Annotated in this window: 16 protein-coding genes and 3 pseudogenes; 9 read left to right on the forward strand and 10 right to left on the reverse strand. The window is 63.3% G+C overall.

Annotated features, from left to right (window positions below; all coding sequences use genetic code 11):
• From AC3EO7_RS35830 to AC3EO7_RS35840, 3 genes are all read right to left on the reverse strand, one after another.
• Positions 1–173, reverse strand: a 173-nt coding sequence (locus AC3EO7_RS35830) for a polyketide synthase docking domain-containing protein (protein WP_435593651.1), incomplete at its 3' end; no start/stop codon positions are given.
• 47 nt (positions 174–220) lie between these two features.
• On the reverse strand, positions 221–1297 hold the full coding sequence (locus tag AC3EO7_RS35835; RefSeq protein WP_435593632.1) for a hypothetical protein: 1077 nt from the start codon (positions 1295–1297) through the stop codon (positions 221–223).
• A gap of 170 nt (positions 1298–1467) precedes the next feature.
• Positions 1468–2700: a nucleotide disphospho-sugar-binding domain-containing protein gene (locus AC3EO7_RS35840; RefSeq protein WP_435593633.1), complete on the reverse strand. Its 1233-nt coding sequence runs from the start codon at positions 2698–2700 to the stop codon at positions 1468–1470.
• A 682-nt stretch (positions 2701–3382) separates the two neighbouring features.
• Between AC3EO7_RS35840 and AC3EO7_RS35845 the strand changes: the two genes are divergently transcribed.
• From AC3EO7_RS35845 to AC3EO7_RS35855, 3 genes are all read left to right on the forward strand, one after another.
• Positions 3383–3619, forward strand: coding sequence for a hypothetical protein (locus AC3EO7_RS35845; protein ID WP_435593634.1), 237 nt, complete (start codon positions 3383–3385; stop codon positions 3617–3619).
• Between the two features lie 351 nt (positions 3620–3970).
• A complete protein-coding gene (locus AC3EO7_RS35850; protein WP_435593635.1) occupies positions 3971–4255 on the forward strand; it encodes a hypothetical protein in 285 nt (94 codons plus the stop codon).
• A gap of 24 nt (positions 4256–4279) precedes the next feature.
• On the forward strand, positions 4280–4840 hold the full coding sequence (locus tag AC3EO7_RS35855; protein WP_435593636.1) for a PaaI family thioesterase: 561 nt from the start codon (positions 4280–4282) through the stop codon (positions 4838–4840).
• A 175-nt stretch (positions 4841–5015) separates the two neighbouring features.
• Here AC3EO7_RS35855 and AC3EO7_RS35860 read toward each other — a convergent pair whose 3' ends face one another.
• Complete coding sequence (locus AC3EO7_RS35860; protein WP_435593637.1) at positions 5016–5303, reverse strand: hypothetical protein; 288 nt, start codon at positions 5301–5303, stop codon at positions 5016–5018.
• 300 nt (positions 5304–5603) lie between these two features.
• On the opposite strand from AC3EO7_RS35860, the gene AC3EO7_RS35865 reads away from it, so the two are divergent.
• The 4 genes from AC3EO7_RS35865 (at position 5604) to AC3EO7_RS35880 (ending at position 8578) form a co-directional block, all read left to right on the forward strand.
• Positions 5604–6185, forward strand: coding sequence for a hypothetical protein (locus AC3EO7_RS35865; RefSeq protein WP_435593638.1), 582 nt, complete (start codon positions 5604–5606; stop codon positions 6183–6185).
• 22 nt (positions 6186–6207) lie between these two features.
• Positions 6208–6666: a tyrosine-type recombinase/integrase gene (locus AC3EO7_RS35870; protein ID WP_435593639.1), complete on the forward strand. Its 459-nt coding sequence runs from the start codon at positions 6208–6210 to the stop codon at positions 6664–6666.
• On the forward strand, positions 6663–6986 hold the full coding sequence (locus AC3EO7_RS35875; protein ID WP_435593640.1) for a helix-turn-helix domain-containing protein: 324 nt from the start codon (positions 6663–6665) through the stop codon (positions 6984–6986). Before AC3EO7_RS35870 ends, AC3EO7_RS35875 begins: the two co-directional genes overlap by 4 nt.
• A 785-nt stretch (positions 6987–7771) precedes the next feature.
• Positions 7772–8578, forward strand: coding sequence for an integrase (locus AC3EO7_RS35880; RefSeq protein WP_435593641.1), 807 nt, complete (start codon positions 7772–7774; stop codon positions 8576–8578).
• Positions 8579–8603: 25 nt separating this feature from the next.
• Here the strand turns inward: AC3EO7_RS35880 and AC3EO7_RS35885 are convergent, their stop codons facing one another.
• Together AC3EO7_RS35885 and AC3EO7_RS35890 are read right to left on the reverse strand one after the other, a co-directional pair.
• Positions 8604–8960, reverse strand: coding sequence for a hypothetical protein (locus tag AC3EO7_RS35885; protein ID WP_435593642.1), 357 nt, complete (start codon positions 8958–8960; stop codon positions 8604–8606).
• Between the two features lie 676 nt (positions 8961–9636).
• Positions 9637–9879 (reverse strand): annotated as a pseudogene (locus tag AC3EO7_RS35890) (integrase core domain-containing protein); the annotation flags it as partial.
• Between the two features lie 124 nt (positions 9880–10003).
• On the opposite strand from AC3EO7_RS35890, the gene AC3EO7_RS35895 reads away from it, so the two are divergent.
• Positions 10004–10870, forward strand: a complete 867-nt coding sequence (locus tag AC3EO7_RS35895) for a glycosyltransferase family 2 protein (RefSeq protein ID WP_435593643.1) — start codon at positions 10004–10006, stop codon at positions 10868–10870.
• Positions 10871–11020: 150 nt separating this feature from the next.
• On the opposite strand, the pseudogene AC3EO7_RS35900 reads toward AC3EO7_RS35895, so the two are convergent.
• The 3 genes and pseudogenes from AC3EO7_RS35900 to AC3EO7_RS35910 form a co-directional block, all read right to left on the reverse strand.
• A pseudogene (locus AC3EO7_RS35900) lies at positions 11021–11190 on the reverse strand (IS3 family transposase); the annotation flags it as partial.
• A gap of 50 nt (positions 11191–11240) precedes the next feature.
• Positions 11241–11810, reverse strand: a complete 570-nt coding sequence (locus tag AC3EO7_RS35905; RefSeq protein WP_435593644.1) for a hypothetical protein — start codon at positions 11808–11810, stop codon at positions 11241–11243.
• 29 nt (positions 11811–11839) lie between these two features.
• Entirely contained in the window at positions 11840–12379 is a 540-nt protein-coding gene (locus AC3EO7_RS35910) for a hypothetical protein (RefSeq protein WP_435593645.1), read from the reverse strand.
• Between the two features lie 312 nt (positions 12380–12691).
• On the opposite strand from AC3EO7_RS35910, the gene AC3EO7_RS35915 reads away from it, so the two are divergent.
• The gene (locus tag AC3EO7_RS35915; protein WP_435593646.1) at positions 12692–15445 is read left to right on the forward strand and encodes a DEAD/DEAH box helicase; all 2754 of its coding nucleotides are present in this window, start codon (positions 12692–12694) and stop codon (positions 15443–15445) included.
• A gap of 275 nt (positions 15446–15720) precedes the next feature.
• Here the strand turns inward: AC3EO7_RS35915 and AC3EO7_RS35920 are convergent.
• Positions 15721–16632 (reverse strand): annotated as a pseudogene (locus AC3EO7_RS35920) (IS701 family transposase); the annotation flags it as partial.
• Between the last annotated feature and the right edge of the window lie 45 nt (positions 16633–16677).

Below are 16677 nucleotides of genomic sequence, written 5' to 3' on the forward strand. Positions count from 1 at the left end.
AGTCCTTCCGGAGACCGCACACCCCCCGGCAACCGGCACGCCATCCCCACAATCGCAATCGGTTCATGGGATGAAGTAAGCAGGTTCTCATTGCCTCGGCGAAGCCGCTCGATCTCCTTCACGGAGGAGCGAAGCGCCTCCGTGAGCCTGCTGATTGTATTTTGCTCCGCCACTATCCAAATCTCCGATCACATCAAATCCGGACTACAACGCCTGTGAGCTAGCTGTTTTCACCCTGCGGCACAGGAATGTCGACCGTCGGGGTCCGCCGGCGGCTCAGCGGGAATGTGCCCTCTCTGTTGTCTCCCTTGCGAATGAAGATCAAATTGTGATAAAAGCTGATATTAACTATGTTGAGATCCGTGTAGGTCGGGGTGTAATCGATGCCGATGTACTCCTCGTAGTTCAGCCCATCCACCATCGCCTTGAAGAACCCCATGGTCACGCTGAGGTCATTCAGTTCTACGCTGCTTCCGCCATAGCCAGGCCAATACGATGTCTGCGTGTCCTCGATAACGTAAAGGCCGCCGTCGCGCAGATGCGGGAAGATGGAACAGAACGACGCGATCACATCGGAGTTGATATGGCTGCCGTCGTCGATGACTATGTCCAATTCCCCCGTCTCCGAAAGGATCGCGTCCAGGAACCTACGGTCGGCCTGATGACCCTCGAACGTCCGCACCCGGCCATGGTTCAGCGGGCGCTTGTCGAAGATGTCAACGCCATATATGAGGCCCCGGGGGAAGTACTCTTCCCACATGCGCAACGACGCGCCTCCGGAATACGGGTCGCGATGGCCGCCGACACCGATCTCAAGAAGTCTTACAGCCTTGTCACGAAAACCACCGAAATGGAACTCGTAGTGTGGGGTATACCGGTGCATGCCCCACTTGTCCGATCCGTAAAACACCGCCAGCTCGGTCAGATCCCGGGGTTCTTGGAAACAGGCGTGGAAATCCTCGCAGAGGTTTGGGTCGCCGACCAGCACACCAAGCAGCGAAAGCGGCTTGTCCCGACCAGCGAAGAGGCCCATACAAAGCTCCTGCACTGAGACGAGCACAGCGAGAGAGCTCTCATCGCTGCTGCACATTGTGATATCGACGCTCTCGGACTTGATACGCAGTAGGCAATCACGCTGAAAGGCGCCGAAGTCCACTCGATACTGAACCGAGAGCGAAGCCGCCTCGTTCGCGGGCCGGCATCGGAACGCGAGCTCCTCCATCAGAACCTCGACGATAATGTCCGGGCCGGCTGTACGGACGATACGGTCGAGGTTGGCGGGATCCTCGGTAATCATCCCGAGCGCTCGATGACATTCGACGTCCCGGGCCTGCTCAGACCACAAGATCTATCTCCCAACTAGTAGATGCTGTGCTGAGAGAGCACATCGCTACATTCACTTCTTGCCAGTGCACCGGGTCTACACCTATGTAAAGTTCGGACGCCCCCGAAATCTTGCGCGCAGTGTTAAGGCAGGTAAGGATCGAGAGCCAACAGCTGCTCTACAACCGAAGCCGGTGTCGGCTGGCGAAGCATGTCCCAACGGAGCCGTCGCGCCGACTCATTGAATCGGTTGTCGGACAAACATTCCCGAATGGCAGTCTCAATTCCCCCCTGATAACTGTCCCGAGGAACATTAATGCCCGCCCCCGTTGCAGCAAGCTGTGCGGCGTTGACGTGCTGGTCGGCGATCTGTGGCAGGCCGACCTGCGGTATCCCGTGAACGGCCGCCGTGAGCATCGTTCCTGCCCCGCCCGGATGCACCACAAGGGAGCAAGAGGGGAGCAGGAGATTCAGCGGCAGATTCTCGACGATCCGCACGCCCGTCGAATCCGTGATGAGATGCCGATCAGGCTCGCCGATCGCCAAGACGATCTCTGCGTCGACGCCCCGCAACGCGTCCAGGATCTGGGGGACGAGGAATCCGGAGTCGCCCAGAAGCCTTGTCGTCGACGTGCCCCACGTGACGCAGATCCGACGGCGGTCGTTTCGTTCCGTCAGCCACGACGGCAGAACTCCCGATCCGTTGTATGGCACATATCGCATGGGGATTCGGTTCGGGACGCCTGGCAACTGGAGGCTCGTCGGGCAAGGATCGATGCTGGCGGCCGCGTAGTGGGAGCGTACCTTCACGCCGAAGGAACGATAGAGTTCGACGAGATCTTCCGGCCACGAATCCTGCAGATGCCCCATTCCGGTCATGCTCTGACCTGGAAAATTCAAGCGCGCGATGACGTCCGGACCCCACAGGTTTCGGACAAACGGCACGCCTGAGATCTCTGCCGCGATAGGCGCTGCGAAAACCAAGGGGTCGGCTATGATGAGATCCGGCTTCCAAAATTCCACAAAGGAAACCAGATCGCGGGCCATGACCTCGGCGAGTCTGACAAGGGGTGCTATTCTCGCCTCGGCGAATCTACGTCGGGCTCCGACGGGCAGGTTCAGTACCTCGTCCATCCCGAATCTGGTGATGCTCTCGACCCCGCCGGAAAGCCTACGAAGCGTGTTCATCATGTCTTCTTCGGGTTTGTAGCCGTCACCGACGCTCACAACCGGCAGTCCGGCACCGGTGACGACTCTATGGATCGTCGGCTGTCCCGCAACCCTCACGTCATGGCCCGCGGCGCGAAAAGCCCAGGCGAGAGACACCATGGGGTAGAAGTGCGGAACGATAGGCATCGTTACAAACAGAACACGCATAGCGGGACCTAAGTGATGCAAGCTGGATAATTCGGATGTCTCGAACGAACCCCTGTTATCGGGTTGAGATACAAGCCCGTAGGGCGTACTGTGCCGAGCGCTGCCGCCCCACACCGTCTTCTCGCATGTCCCTAACCCCCTCCCATTAGACTCGGAAACGATCTTCGCAGAGAGCACCCGTTTTGTCACGGTCGCCTGAACCGCTCCAGACGCCGTCGTCAGTGCCACGACCTTTCCTCCCGCGGGTCGACCCAGCTCAGACCACGACTACGGAGGGTAGGCGGCCGGTGGAGCCAGGACAGCACAGGCGACTACACGGGCCGCTGCAGGCACTACTAGACCCGCACCCTTGTGCAGGCCAGGCGCTGTCGCGGCTACCGGCGCTCCCGCTGACACCCCCTGTCGGCGTCTGCCACGACCACCAGAGAGAATAGCCGGTGAGCTCGGCAGGCATGTACCGAAAGTGCTTGACCGTCAAGAGATACGCGCCCAAACCGTCCACCCGATGATGTGCGCTCCTCGCAGCCTTATCGCGGTGCTCGTCCACCGTGACGAGTTCGACCCGCCGCCAGGGTCGGTCGCCCCAGCGAATCCGCCGGCATCTGCTTGATCAGCATCTGATCGCGCTGCGGACGATCGAATGACTCACCGACCCCTGCCGCGAACCGGTGACCACAGCTGTATGCTCGACAACTGGATTGCGCAACGCCAACAACAGTATTCGCTCGAAGATCGCCGCCGAGGCCGGCATCTGGACCAATGCCCTGCTGGGCAGTCCCACTGGCTGCCCGCGCGCGACGCGCCAGCACCGTTCAGGGCTGTGTGCCGACTCGACGAACCGCTGCGCACTTGGACCGCCAAGTATGCCTCGCTGCGCGAGGTCGCCCTCGACGCTGTCACCGACCAGCTTTCCGGGTAGACCAAAGCAACTCGCAACCTGGACGCTCCACGCACGCTGTTTCGAACCCTCGAGACCCGCCAGATCGTGTTCACCATCCCGACCACGTATACCGGTTGTTCGACAGGAACTTTCGCCCGGCGTTGCCCTCGACCCGGCCTGTGTGCCGAACTTTTGACGACGCTGAGCCAACCCGACAACGAGCTCACTCTGCTGCTCGCCGGTGCCCACTCCCTGCACACAGTCCAGATCCGCGCCTCTGAGTCGACGACGACCTCCCGAATTGGACGCTGCACGTCGGTGGCGCGGTATGGCGCTCGACAACCCCACGAGCCATCATCTTCGGCAGTGACTCGCCTACCGTCGAACCCGGTGGCAGACAACGGCGAATCCACATCTGCTGATCAACCGAACTACCGTCGGCGGCAGCGCACCGGTCTCTCGGAAATTCGTTCATGCCGCGTCCGTGCGGGCTCGGCATCACCGCCCACCAACTGCGTGTCGACCGGTTCCTCGGAGGAAGTCGACGTCAACAACGGCAGGGACCCGATCGAGCTCGAGCACCTATTCGGAATCAGCAACTGGACCGTGATCCATCACAGCAGTCACCATCGCCCGTTCGACAAGACTGTCGAGCTCGATCCACCCGGTCAATGAGTCATCGACGCTACCGCCGAAGCAGTGGCGTGCGGCAAGATCGGTAACGTCGCATGCGATCATCTCGGCGACGGCCGACCGACAGGGGTGGAAGTGAAGCAGGGAAACAAGCCGGTCCGAAGGTTCAACTCGCCGCGTATGCTCCGGATCGGGATGAACCTGTATACGCCACTGCTTTTCGCCGGCGTTCGTGTCGAGCACGTCGCAGACGACTGGACCAGCGTTCGGGTCCGCCACCGGGTGCGGCAGTGGAACGGCAATCAAAACGGTGCTGCCTTCGGCGGGACGCTGTTCGCTATGACCGACCCGTTCTTCGCGCTCATGGTGATGCACCAGCTCGATCCCGGCTACGTCGTATGGAGCACCTTCGCCAGTATCCAGTTCGTCAAAGCCGGACGCGGAACCGTCACCGCGACAATGCAACTCACATCCGAGGAAACCGACACGATCCGCGCCGCCACTACCGATGGCAGCAAGTCCGTTACCACTCACCGCGCCGAAATCGTCGCGAGCGACGGAGCGGTCGTTGCACGAGTGGAACAGCAACTCTACGTGCGCAAAGCGAAGCCCACCACCGCGCAGTAACACCAACCCCAACAGCGTCTAGCTTGAGCTTATCGTCTGCGACGTGGGCCTGGCGCGACGGGCTCGGATGCTCGCTGGTTGCCGGCTGTCTTGATGTGCACGTCGTAGCGGGGTGTCTGGTGCTGGCTGGGGTGGTCGCGGGGCAAGCGGCTTTCGCGCGCAGGTGCCGATACCTTCATCGGACGAGGGCTGGTGTAAGTCTTTGCAGGGCAGCAGGTTTCTCCCAAGGCGGACGGAGGTCAGCGGCCAGGCTGCTGGCGAGGCGTAGTTGGGGGTAGGCGGCCAGCAGTAGCCAGGTCCACCAGTCCGCAGCGGCGGGATCATGGAGTTTGGGACTGCTCCAGCCGAGGGTCTGTTTGAGCATGCGGAAGGTGTGCTCGATCTCGAACCGGCGCAGGAACGCCGGCCACAGCAGGGCGACCTGGTCCGGAGCGAGGTCGGTACGGGAGTGCCGCAGCCACACCGGGCGTAGTAGACGGCTCCATCTCGGCGGGCGGCATGTCCCCGCAGTACTGGTAGAGGCGCCGGTGATGTTGGGCCGGGCCACAGCGCCCTGCCGGTCTTTCGACGCGGTGGGTTTCAAGAAAATAGCCCCGGAGTTCGTTGGAGTCTTCGGCTCCGGGTTCCTCGCTGGACCTGAGGGTTTTCCGTATTCTGGTGGTTTTTGGCCGCTCTTACTCAACTTTAGAAATTCCGAGCCGAGCGTTTGATGATGCTCCAGCGGTGAAGCTGAAGGCCAGGAGGCGCGGTGGGGTTGTCGGCCGTGCGGGATCTGCGCGAGGTGCGTGCGCCTGCGGGCCCGGAAGAGATCGAGCGGTTCGAGACCGATGTGTTCGCGGGGTTTGTCCTCGCCGCTACGCGGCTGGCTTGTCGGACAACACGATTCGCTCGGACGTCAGCCACTTGGAGGCAGGTGCGGACCTGGTTCGGGAAACCGTTGTGGGACATGCTGCCCCCGGACGCGGACGCGTATTTCGGGATGGTGCTGCGGCCGGTGCTGATCCCCACGAGACTTGCTCGGGCGCAGGCACTCAAGGCCAATTTCGAGTTCCTGGAGCTGCGGCACAAGATCGAGATCCACAACCTGACGGGCCGGATCGTCGAGTGCCCGATCGACGAGATCAACCGGCCCCGGGGCCGGTGCAAGGCCAAGCTGCGCATCCCACTGGCCGCCGAGCAGATCGCACGGTTGTTCGGCGGGTGGCGCCGGGAGCTGGCGACCTGCCGCAAGTTCGGGACTGTTGCCCGCAACTACGCCGCAGCGCGATTGATGAGCGAAGTGGGGTTACGGGTCAACGAGGCGCGCCTGCTGGATCTGGCCGATATCAAGTGGGACCTGGGCTGATTCGGCAAACTCCATGTCCGCCATGGCAAAGGCGCTCGGGGTTCCGTGGCCCCGCGAGCGCATGGTGCCGCTGATCAACGGCGCAGGCAGGACCCTGAGATGGTTCGTTGAGGATGTATGGTGTCAGCTCGGCGACGATCCCGCGCGGTTGGGTGCGCCACTGTTCTGCTCGGAGCGTCGTAACGCCGACGGCACCGCCGCCCGGGTGAGCAGCGAGACGTTGCGGGCAGGTCTGGCCGAGGCCGCGGTCCGGCACCTGCCGGCGTGGCCGGAAAGTCCGACTCCGCATGTTCTGCGACATTTCTGCGCAAGCGAATTATATTCGGGTGAAATGGATTTGATTGCAATCCAGGAGACGCTCCGCCACTCCTGGGTTGCCACGACAATGAATTACATCCATGTTCATCGCACGCATGTCGAGGACGCATGGCTTGCCGGGCTGGACCGCGCCGCCCAGCGTCTGAAGGGACTGATGATATGAGGTGGAACCTGAGGTTGGCCGCCGCCAACCGCGGCATCTGGAAGGCCAGCGAGCTGCAGCGCCAACTCGCCCAGCGCGGGCTGGTGATCAGCGCCGGGAAGATGTCCGGGCTGTGGTCGGGCAACCCGGCCAGCATCAAGCTCGACGACCTTGACATCATCTGCGCCGTGCTGGGCTGCGGCGTCGAGGAACTGCTCATTCCCGAGCCCGACAAGGTCAACCAGCCGGTCGCCGACGCCGAGCCGAAGGCCTTGACCGGCACCAACGGGCCAGTTGTCACACCCAAACGCCGTGACGGCCGGTCACTTCCACCCGAATGAGCAATCAGAGGTCGGCATGATGACACAGCCGAGACAGACTCGGCGGCAGGCACCGGCGTCGAGCTGCCCGAATGCCTGGCGTGGGGTGTGTTGTATGGCGGGTTTTGCCGCGCCTGCTACGACTTCCGGCGGCGCCATCGCGCCGCCGTCTGTGTTGGGTGTGCTCGGGTCGTGCCGTTGAAGAACAGCCATTGCCGCCCCTGTTGGCTACAGGCCGCCGCGCTGGCTGCTGATCCGCCGATCGTCACCGAAGATGATCTCGCCCGGGTCGCCTGCCACCAACTATGGTTCGCGGCGATGACCAAGATGCGCGGTCCGCGTTCCGGTGTGCGGCTGCGCGCCCGCTTGCGGGCCACAGTCGTCGCTGTTACGTCGCCGAAGCCGAAGCCGTTGGAGGGCAGGCAATTACAGCTGCACCGGCCAGGGACCGAAAGGGCATTCGACTGGGCTTCCCACGCCGAGCCCACCAGACCCGCACTGGTCCGAGCGCGCCGGATCGCCCGAGCGCTGGGCGAAGGCCGTGGCTGGAACATCAAGCTGGCCGCCGAACTGGACCGGGCGCTGGTCATCCTGCTGTCCGGACACGGCGAGAACGAGCAATTCCGCTACTCGGATCTGATCGGTGTGTTGCACCGCTATGGGATCAGCATCACCAGGGTCACCGAAGTGCTGACCGAGATGGGACTACTGGTCGATGATCGCGTCCCGGCCTTCGACACCTGGCTGGAAGCCAAGCTCGCCGACTCGTCCCGGGCATCGCCGCCGGTGTTCGCGACTGAGCGCGAGTGTTGCGCCATGGTGGACTTCGCAGCCAGCCCCGCAACATCACCACCGTCCGAAAGTACGTGCGGGCCGCGCATCCTGTGCTGGTCGAATGGTCCACCCGATACGACCATTTGCTTGAGGTCACCTCCGGCGACATCCGTGCGGTCGCCGGAGCCTTGTGCGGCCACCTGCGCCGCCGGACACTCGGCGCGTTGTGCTCGCTGGCACGGCACTGCAGGAAGAACGGCACTATCTTCGCCGATCCGGCGGCGCGGATCCGCATCGGAAACCGCGGCGACCCGATCATTATTCCATGCGGCCCCAAGCAAATCGACGACACAACCCAAGCCGCCACCACGCCGGCAGCCCGGATCGCGCTGGCGCTGGCCGCGGTTCACGCCGCCCGCCCCGAAACCATCCGCACCCTGCGCTTGGACGACATCGACCTCGGCAACCGGCGGCTGACCATCGGCTCGGTGACCCGACCTCTCGACGAGCTCACCCACCGGCTCCTGATCGACTGGCTGGAATACCGGCGGCGACACTGGCCCAACACCGCCAATCCGCACCTGATCATCAACAAGCAGACCGCGTCGAGCACCCGGCCCATCAGCGACAACGCGCTCACCGCGCCATTCCGCCGCCAAGCAGCCACCCTGGAAGCCTTACGGGTCGATCGTCAACTCGACGAAGCACTCATCCACGGCCCCGACCCACTGCATCTTGCCGCCGTGTTCGGGCTCGACGAGACGACAGCGATCCGATACTGTGCCGCCGCACGACAGAACCTGCACGCCCCCGCCGAAGAACACGATCCACCGGGTTGAGCACGAGCCCAAGGATCTATCCGCATCAAATCCCCTGAGTATCCTTGGTTCCCGCCGAGAAACCCTCAGTTCGCGTGAACTCCGGGCAAAGTGCGGCCTGCCCTCCGAACCGGACGTGCATGTCTCCACGCATCCGGCTCTCCACCAGCTTCGCGGCCGCCTGCACGATCCTGTCGGCGGTGGTCGGGATGCCCAGGCGACGCATCTTGCCGTTCGCCTTCGGAATCAGCTTCTCCCGCACCGGCACCGGCGTGAACCGGCGCTCCTTCAAGTCGTCACGCAACCGCAACAGGAATTGCCCGGCATCCTCATCGACGGAACATGGTGCGATTCCATCGATTCCGGCCGTGCGCGCTCCCTTGTTGCCCGCACCCGGTCCCACGCCACGACGAGGAAAGCCGGGTCACAAACGAGGTTGAACAGATAATCGAACCGGCGGCCCGGATCGCCACCGCCCAACGGTGCAGCTTCCGCTGCATCCTGCGTACCCGCAGCCACGCCACTTCCGGCTCCGGCCACGGCGCACCGGTATTCACCAGTGGCCTCCACTCGATGATCGGAGACTGCGAACATGCTGGACCCCTTCGCCATGTGACCGGCTTTCCCGATCTCGGACTACTACGGATCCTCCGCCCCCCGCACGGCGGCATCGGCCGGCGACGGGCCTTCCCACCGGACCACTGGATGCGGCCCGGGAAGGGGGCCACCGCGCGGGTTCCCACGTACACTGTCGGATCGATCGACGGGTCAGGTGCCCAACTATGCTCCCGCGACATCGCCGCGGCTCTTCGCCGTAGCCTCCGGACCGAAGGTACAAATCCGATCCCAGAGTTCCCCGCTCACAACGTGATACGAGTGCGCGCCGCTGCCCAGCCCAGATCCACCAGCTTCGAGCTGGTGGGAACAGACTTGAGGAGCTCTCAGACGCTGGTTTCTCACGTACACCGTCCCGTCTTGCTTGCCGGACCCACGTCGTCTGGCAGTGCCGACGCGTCCCGTCGTTGTCGGGGCTGCTTGCTACCCTCACCGGCGTCCCCCGGATCAGGCTGCCCCCAGCTTCAACCTGCTGCCGCGACAGCAGGCAGATGAAGGTCTCTCACCTCATTCGATCCCACAGCGCCTCGTGGCACTCTGAACCAATCCACCCATTCGGCGGTGGCCAGTTCGACGTGATCGACCGTGCGCCACGGCGTCCGCGGTTTGATCAACTCGGTTTCATAGAGGCCGTTGATCGTTTCGGCGAGGGAGTTGTCGAAGCTCGACCCGACCGCGCAGACGCTGGGCTGGATCCCGGCTTTGGCGTGGTCACAGTGTCGTTCAAGGTCGAAGGCTAGGCAACCAGCCGGATAGTTGGTCTGTTTCCCTGGTTATGGGACTGCCCGACGAATCTCACACCGTGCCGTGATTCCTGCTAGGTTCGCGTGCATGCCCGTCCGCGATGAGAAAGCCGTCGGCCTTGTTCTGGTCACCTATGGAAGTGCCGAGGACCTCCCCCCGTTTCTGGAATCCCTGCCTGCCGCCATCGAACCACTAACCCTGAAAGTTGTGGCTGTTGATAACGCTTCCAATGATGACAGCGCCGAGCTTGTCGAACGATTCGACGGAAAGGTCATCCGCAATCGAGAAAACGTGGGACTGACACGAGCGATCAACCAAGGCGCTCGCGAGCTCGAGACCGACTGGATCTTGGTCGCCAATCCGGACACGCGACTCACGGCAGGCGCAATCGCGACGCTGGTGGAAACGGCGAGGTCGGACGATCGGATCGGTGTAGTCGGGCCGCGTGTGTCTCGCTTGGACGGCACTCCGTACCCGACCGGTCGCCGCTTCCCGTCGATTGGCGTCGGGATCGCGCATGCTCTGCTCGGGGCGGTGTGGAAGTCGAACCCAGCGACGCGCGCCTACTTCGGCAATCCGGCGACCACAGTCAGTGATGTGGACTGGATCAGTGGGTGTTGTATGTTGTTCCGCCGCAGCGCGTTCGAAGCGGTCGGCGGCTACGACGAGCGGTACTTCATGTACTTCGAGGAAACCAAGATCGCGCTGGATCTGCACCGTGCCGGTTATCGCGTGGTCTTGGATCCAACCGTGGAGATCCGCCACCGTGAGGGCGGCAGTACCCGTCACGCGCCATTCCGGAAGGTTCGTAACCATCATCGCAGCGCGCTACGGTTCTATGTCGATTACAATCGAAGCACACCGTGGATCCTATTCACGCCCCTCGTTGCGGCCGGACTGATCGTGCGGGGCAGCCTGTCGATGCTACGGACCGCGCTCGCGCGAGGCCGGTAAGCCGTCTACTGGGTTTTGTCGCGACCACGACCACGACCCGCTTGGGTTCGATGACGCAGCCGTCTCGAGCCCAAGCGGTGACCCGTCGGAAGATATTGGGTTCCAGTCGTGATGGCTAACTGGCAGCGGGGTGGTGTCGTTCTCGTCGCGTAGCTCAAGCTCGATCGGGGTGCGGTAGCCGAACGAAGTATCACGGCGTTGACGGTTGTGGAAAATCTCGATGTAGTCGAAGATCGGTTCGCCAGTTCGATCCGGGTCTTCCTTTTCCAGCGGTTGAGCAGCTCGATTTGCATCGAGGACCAGAAGCAGTCCCCATCGCCCCTGCAAAATAGTGGCTATGGCCAATTGTGACGGAGCCGCGGGCACTGCGTCACTTCGGTCGTAGTGGGCGTGAGGTTTTCGAGGGCCAGGGGCTGGCGAGTTTTCCTTGTTGCTGAAGGGATTTGATCCAGTCCTGCGCGATGTGATGGGGCACATCGTAATGCTTGGCCACTTTGGAGATGCTACCCAAACGCCAGTAGGTGACACCGAAATCCGCTGGCGCTCCTGCTCGTTGATCACGTTTGGGCCTTGCGCGTTCACGACCTGCCGGGAACCGCTCTGATGACGCCGTATCCGTGAGGGTCGCGCCTCGGCTGTCCGCTGGCGGTGCCGACGACTCGCTGGGCATCTCTTGTGGCTTGTACTCGTTTTCCTGAACAGAAGGAGCCGGCTCGGATACCCGTTCGTCCTGTGCGGACGCGCCCGACAACATGTTCGCGGTGCGCACGAGGAACGGGAAGTCGAAGGTAGCGAGGGCTTCAGGAACGAAGTGCTCGCCGCTGATTTCAGCGCCTACCTCGGTCAGCCGCACACCGGCGTCGCCGATCTCGACTGTTGCAGTGGCGACCACGACACCGGTTCGAGTGTTGGTGATCGTGATCGTGTAGCTGTCTGTCATTGCTCACCGAGTCCGTTCGAGATGACGGTCTAGTTATTGTTCGTAGCGCCGGTTTCGCCGGGATGGCCGAGTTTGCGTAACCGGCCCATCCAGCCCTGGGCTGTGTGCCGGGGGACCCCGTAGTGTTTGGCGACAGCGGTGACCGTGCCCAGCCGTTCGTATGTCGCGCGGAGCTCACCGATGTCAGGCATCTTCCTGTAGGCCCTTCCTCCCACCGTCTGCGCAATGCGTGGTGTCGGAACAGGATCGACAGCAGGAGTTGAACTCGCTTCAGGAAGCGCCATCTGTCCCGGCGGTCGCGTGGGTGCCGAGGACAACGACCCTGTCGGTACTGCCGGTGAATCAGCGGGCAGGAACCGACGAGCCAAAGCTTTCACGATCGCCGCGATATCGATGCCGAGCACGCCCTCGGATGTCAGCCCTGCGGGAGCAGTCGATTTGATGGCGATGCCGGCAACGCGCATCTCCGGCACGGCGGCCTCGACCCGGATCGTCAGCAGAGGGACATCACTGCCATCCCCCTTGCCGTTCGCAGTGTCAGGGAAGATAACAACGGTGTAGCTACCCATGAGTGGCGTGGTCCTCGCGACGGCTTCTGAGTGTCGGGTCTGATGATTTCTGGACAATAGCATGCATCCACCTCAATGCAGGCCCCCTACCACGGGGAAGGCCAGTGCTCGTCGGCTACCCGGAATGGGCAGCGGCACGGCCCGAGCTGCCTGCGTGCTCGAAAGCGACACTGGGGCAACGGTACCAAGCTCAGTACACCCGGCCCGAGGGATTATGGGTCGTATCCCTCGGCTAAGGTGGCCGCGTTGCACAGGTTCGTCGCATCCGGCTCCGAGTTGTCGTCCTGCCGGGTGAGCCCGCCAATGGAGGTCATGATCGCACAGATGCCGATCGACGATGAGGCGCCGATCCCCGCGGATCCCTCACCACCGATCATGTGGATGAAGATCTGTGACCCTGACACCGCGCTACCGGCGGTCCCGCCCGGAACCGACGTCCGCGTGCTGATCCCGACTGGCGCACAGTTCGCAAGCCTGCGGACAACGCTTGCCGCGCAACGAATTCCCTACCGTGAGGTGCGGTATCTGCGCGAGCAGGAACTGATCGCGAATATCGATCCGCGCGCCGGTCTGTCCTCCGCCGTCGGCATCCACGGCCGGGCCACGCACTCTCCATGCCCCTTGACGGGTGCCGCGGCCCAGGCCGCACGCGACGGGTTCGATCTGATGTGGCACGAGCACACTGGTACCGAAACCGCGTCGGTGCCACCGGTTCCCGCCGAGACGATCATTCCCGCCCAATGGGTGCGGTTCCTTCCTCATCCGGTGTTGAATCCGGCCCAGGCCGAAGCCATCCCGCAGATCGTCGGCACCGATGATCACTTGCTGGTGGTCGCGCCGACCGGTGCAGGGAAAACGGTGATCGGCATGGTCGGTGTCCTGCGCACGGTCTTGGAGCAGGGCAAGAAGGCGGCCTGGCTGGTGCCGCAGCGCTCGCTCACCGAGGAGCTCAACCGCGAGCTCGACAGCTGGCGTAGCCGAGGGTTACGGGTGGAGCGATTGTCCGGTGAACATCGCGTCGATGCCGAGCGGATCCGGTCCGCGGATCTGTGGGTGACGACCACCGAGAAATTCGAGGCACTGAGTCGCACTTCATCCATGCGTGAGGCATTAGCGGAGGTCGGGTGCCTGGTTGTCGACGAGATCCATCTGCTGGGCGACAGTTCGCGGGGATCGTTTCTGGAAGCGATCCTCGCCCGGGTACGAGACGACGGTTCACGTATCCGCATCGTCGGGCTGTCGGCGACGGTCGCCAACGCTGATCAGCTCGCTTCCTGGCTTCACGCACGCACGGTCCGCGTTCATTGGCGCCCTACTCAGCTCACCTGGCAGCTGCCGATGGTGGTCAACCATGCCGATTGGAGCCTGACCGAGGCCGCGAAGATACGAGTAACCGCCTCCATCGTCACTGCCGTGTCCGAGAGTGACGGCAGTGTCCTGGTGTTCTGCGGCAGCAAACGCAGTGTCAGAAGGACGGCGTTGATCATCGCGGCAAGCCGGGGCGCCGACGTTTTCCACATCGACCCCGATGACACTGACGTCGTCTACTCCGTCTGCCAGACCGCGCGAATTGGCCTGCATTACAAGGGGTGGGAGCACAAGAAAGAGGCCGAGAAGGGCTTCCGCGAACGTGAATTGAATGTCCTGGTCGCCACCTCGACCGTCGCCGCGGGCGTGAACCTGCCGGCGCGAGCGGTGGTGGTGCAGGACACCGAGGTCGCTATGAAGCCGATCGACGTTGCCACCGTTCAGCAGATGTTCGGGCGTGCTGGGCGTCTGGGCGCGGGCGAGCGCCAAGGCTGGGCGTTTCTATTGGTCAACGAAACTGAGCGCGCGATTTGGCAGCGCAAGCTGCTGTCGGGGTTTCGTGTCAACTCGCAAATCCATTCGAGTCTGGCCGAACATGTGCTGGCCGAGGCAATTCAGGGGCGCATACAGTCGATGCGTGACGCTGAGCGCTGGTGGAGACAGACTCTTGCTCATCACCAGGGCAGCCACGACATGGCGCCCGTACGACACGCTATCGGTTTCCTGCTCGAGGGTGCATTCCTTCAGCAAGTGCAGGCTTCCGATGACACCGGCGGCTTAGCTCCTACCGAGCTCGGCCTGGTGACCGGCAGGTTGATGGTTTCCCCCACTGTCTGTCATGAGCTTCGGCGGGCGCTTTCCTCGATCCGCCTTCCAGAATCAGCCGATGACGCCGAGAACGAGCTCATCGAAATCATGGCCACACACGTCCCGAAACTCGCGCACGCCGCCGTGTCCGAAGCACTCAAATCCCGGGTCCTGCATGTGAAGTGGGCGCGCGGAACCGTCGATCACCGTCCCGGACACGACCACCCGGCGCCCGACGACGCCACGGCAAGCTACGCCCAAGGAGATCTTGCCCGCGCAGCAATGCTCGCAATCGCCAATTCCCCCAGCGCTTTTCACCGCAATGCCCGCACGATCGGCGGGATCCCCTACAGCACCCTGTCACCGGTCCTCGAAGAGGCTCCCCGGTACCTGCACTGGCTCGGTTGCCAGGGATTCCTCTCCACAGTCCATCCCTGGGTCGCGATCGTGGCCGCCGACCTGAGTCGGCGGATCCGTTGGCGGCGCTGCCAGCCCCCGCGAGGCTCGGGCCGACTGCTGTGGATGTGTGAACAGATGGCCACCGCAGCCCACGTCGAGGACATCGTGCCAGAGCTGTGGACCGCAGCCACCAATCACGGCCGCACCAACCCGGATTGGACCGAAACCGGACGCCCCCGCGGATGCCGACTCGACCAATCCGACTACGCGCTGCTACTCAAGGAACGCACCACCAACTACACACTCACCGAGGTGAATGGACAAATTACCGCGAGCCACCCATCGACTGCCACCCTCGTCACCTGGTCCGGAACCGATTTCGACACAGTCCCCGCGACACAGGGCCGAGCCGAAATACCGGCAGGAACAACAGCACGACCATATGGCGCCACTGGAGCAGCCCTCTTCACCCGACGCGGAGACTACCGGGCAACCGGCTGGCTCAACGACTACCAGCAGATCCTGAAAGGTCAATCACGGATCTCGGATTGACCTGGCCGCGGGCCTTCGGCACCGACGCACTCGGGGCCGAAAGGCCGAGGTCGGCACCGATTCCTGCGCAGAGATTTGCGAGAGCTTCAACTTCGCCGACGTTGAGTCGGCCCGCCGCGCGGTGCTGGTGTTGCCGCCGGTCCGTATCTGCGGGCCGCGCGCCGAACCCGGCGTGCGTGTTTCCATGCACCGGGCTCTCCACGGTCTCTGCCGTCAGGCGGCCTGCTCTACTGTCCAGGGGTTGGGGATCTCGTAGATATCGAGTGATCGGCACCGCGGCGAGGTCGAACAGTTCGATCCCATCCGCCGATGGTCGTGACCAGCGACCGGAGTAGTCGCTGAGTCGTCGGCGAATGTCCTTCCACTGCCAGCGATGCAGCCTCCTCCACCAACAGTCGGGGGCCTTTCGCGCCTTCGCCGCAGCTGCGTCGCTTCCATGCGTCGGGCGGTGCGTCCGCGACGACCTGGTCGGCGCGCCAGCTGCCGGACAGGGACACGATCGGCGCACTGCTGGGTACCGCCACCACATATCCGATCCGCCGTTGTTCGAGCCATCTGCGGAACTTCGAATCACCGCCGTAGGCCTCGTCGGCGGTGACCCAGCGAGCGGGCACACCCGCATCCAGCGCACGCGCCAGCATCCTTTGTGCCAGAACCTGTTTCGTGGCGAAGTCGACCTCGCCGGGCACCCCGGCCTCCCGGCAGCGGTCCCGATCGGTGGTCCACGACTTCGGCAGATACAACTCCCGGTCGATCAGGGCGCGGCCCTTCACGGTCGTGTACGCGCAGAACACGCCGAGCTGACAGTTCTCCACCCGGCCAGCTGTTCCTGAGTATTGCCGTTGCACCCCAGCCGATTTCACTCCCTTCTTCAGGAATCCTGTCTCGTCGACAACCAGCACACCGTCCACGTCGCCCAGATGCTCGACGGCATACGCGCGCACCTCATCGCGGACTCCGTCGACGTCCCACGCCGCCTTGTTCAACAGCCGCTGCATCCCGTTCGGTGTCAGATCACCCGCGGCTTCAGCCAAGGTCCAGCCGTTCTTCCCCGCCAGCGGCGCAAGCAGGCCCCGCACATACGCCCGCGCCCGCAACCGCGGCTCCGCCCGATGAAACCGCCCCGCAACCCGCGCGAACAACCCCTCCAGCCCAGCCGTCCACGCAGCCAGATCCTCATCAACCAGCACGAAACCCCATGCTACCCAACAATATCACGAAGTGACGGGATG

Source organism: Nocardia sp. bgisy118, assembly GCF_057708605.1.

What these genes read in the sequence shown, in the direction of transcription:
- AC3EO7_RS35835 (WP_435593632.1), bottom strand. Translation starts at nt 1,297, where the DNA reads ATGATTACCGAGGATCCCGCCAACCTCGACCGTATCGTCCGTACAGCC.
- AC3EO7_RS35840 (WP_435593633.1), bottom strand. Translation starts at nt 2,700, where the DNA reads ATGCGTGTTCTGTTTGTAACGATGCCTATCGTTCCGCACTTCTACCCC.
- AC3EO7_RS35845 (WP_435593634.1), top strand. Translation starts at nt 3,383, where the DNA reads ATGCTCGACAACTGGATTGCGCAACGCCAACAACAGTATTCGCTCGAA.
- AC3EO7_RS35870 (WP_435593639.1), top strand. Translation starts at nt 6,208, where the DNA reads ATGGCAAAGGCGCTCGGGGTTCCGTGGCCCCGCGAGCGCATGGTGCCG.
- AC3EO7_RS35875 (WP_435593640.1), top strand. Translation starts at nt 6,663, where the DNA reads ATGAGGTGGAACCTGAGGTTGGCCGCCGCCAACCGCGGCATCTGGAAG.
- AC3EO7_RS35895 (WP_435593643.1), top strand. Translation starts at nt 10,004, where the DNA reads ATGCCCGTCCGCGATGAGAAAGCCGTCGGCCTTGTTCTGGTCACCTAT.
- AC3EO7_RS35905 (WP_435593644.1), bottom strand. Translation starts at nt 11,810, where the DNA reads ATGACAGACAGCTACACGATCACGATCACCAACACTCGAACCGGTGTC.
- AC3EO7_RS35910 (WP_435593645.1), bottom strand. Translation starts at nt 12,379, where the DNA reads ATGGGTAGCTACACCGTTGTTATCTTCCCTGACACTGCGAACGGCAAG.
- AC3EO7_RS35915 (WP_435593646.1), top strand. Translation starts at nt 12,692, where the DNA reads ATGATCGCACAGATGCCGATCGACGATGAGGCGCCGATCCCCGCGGAT.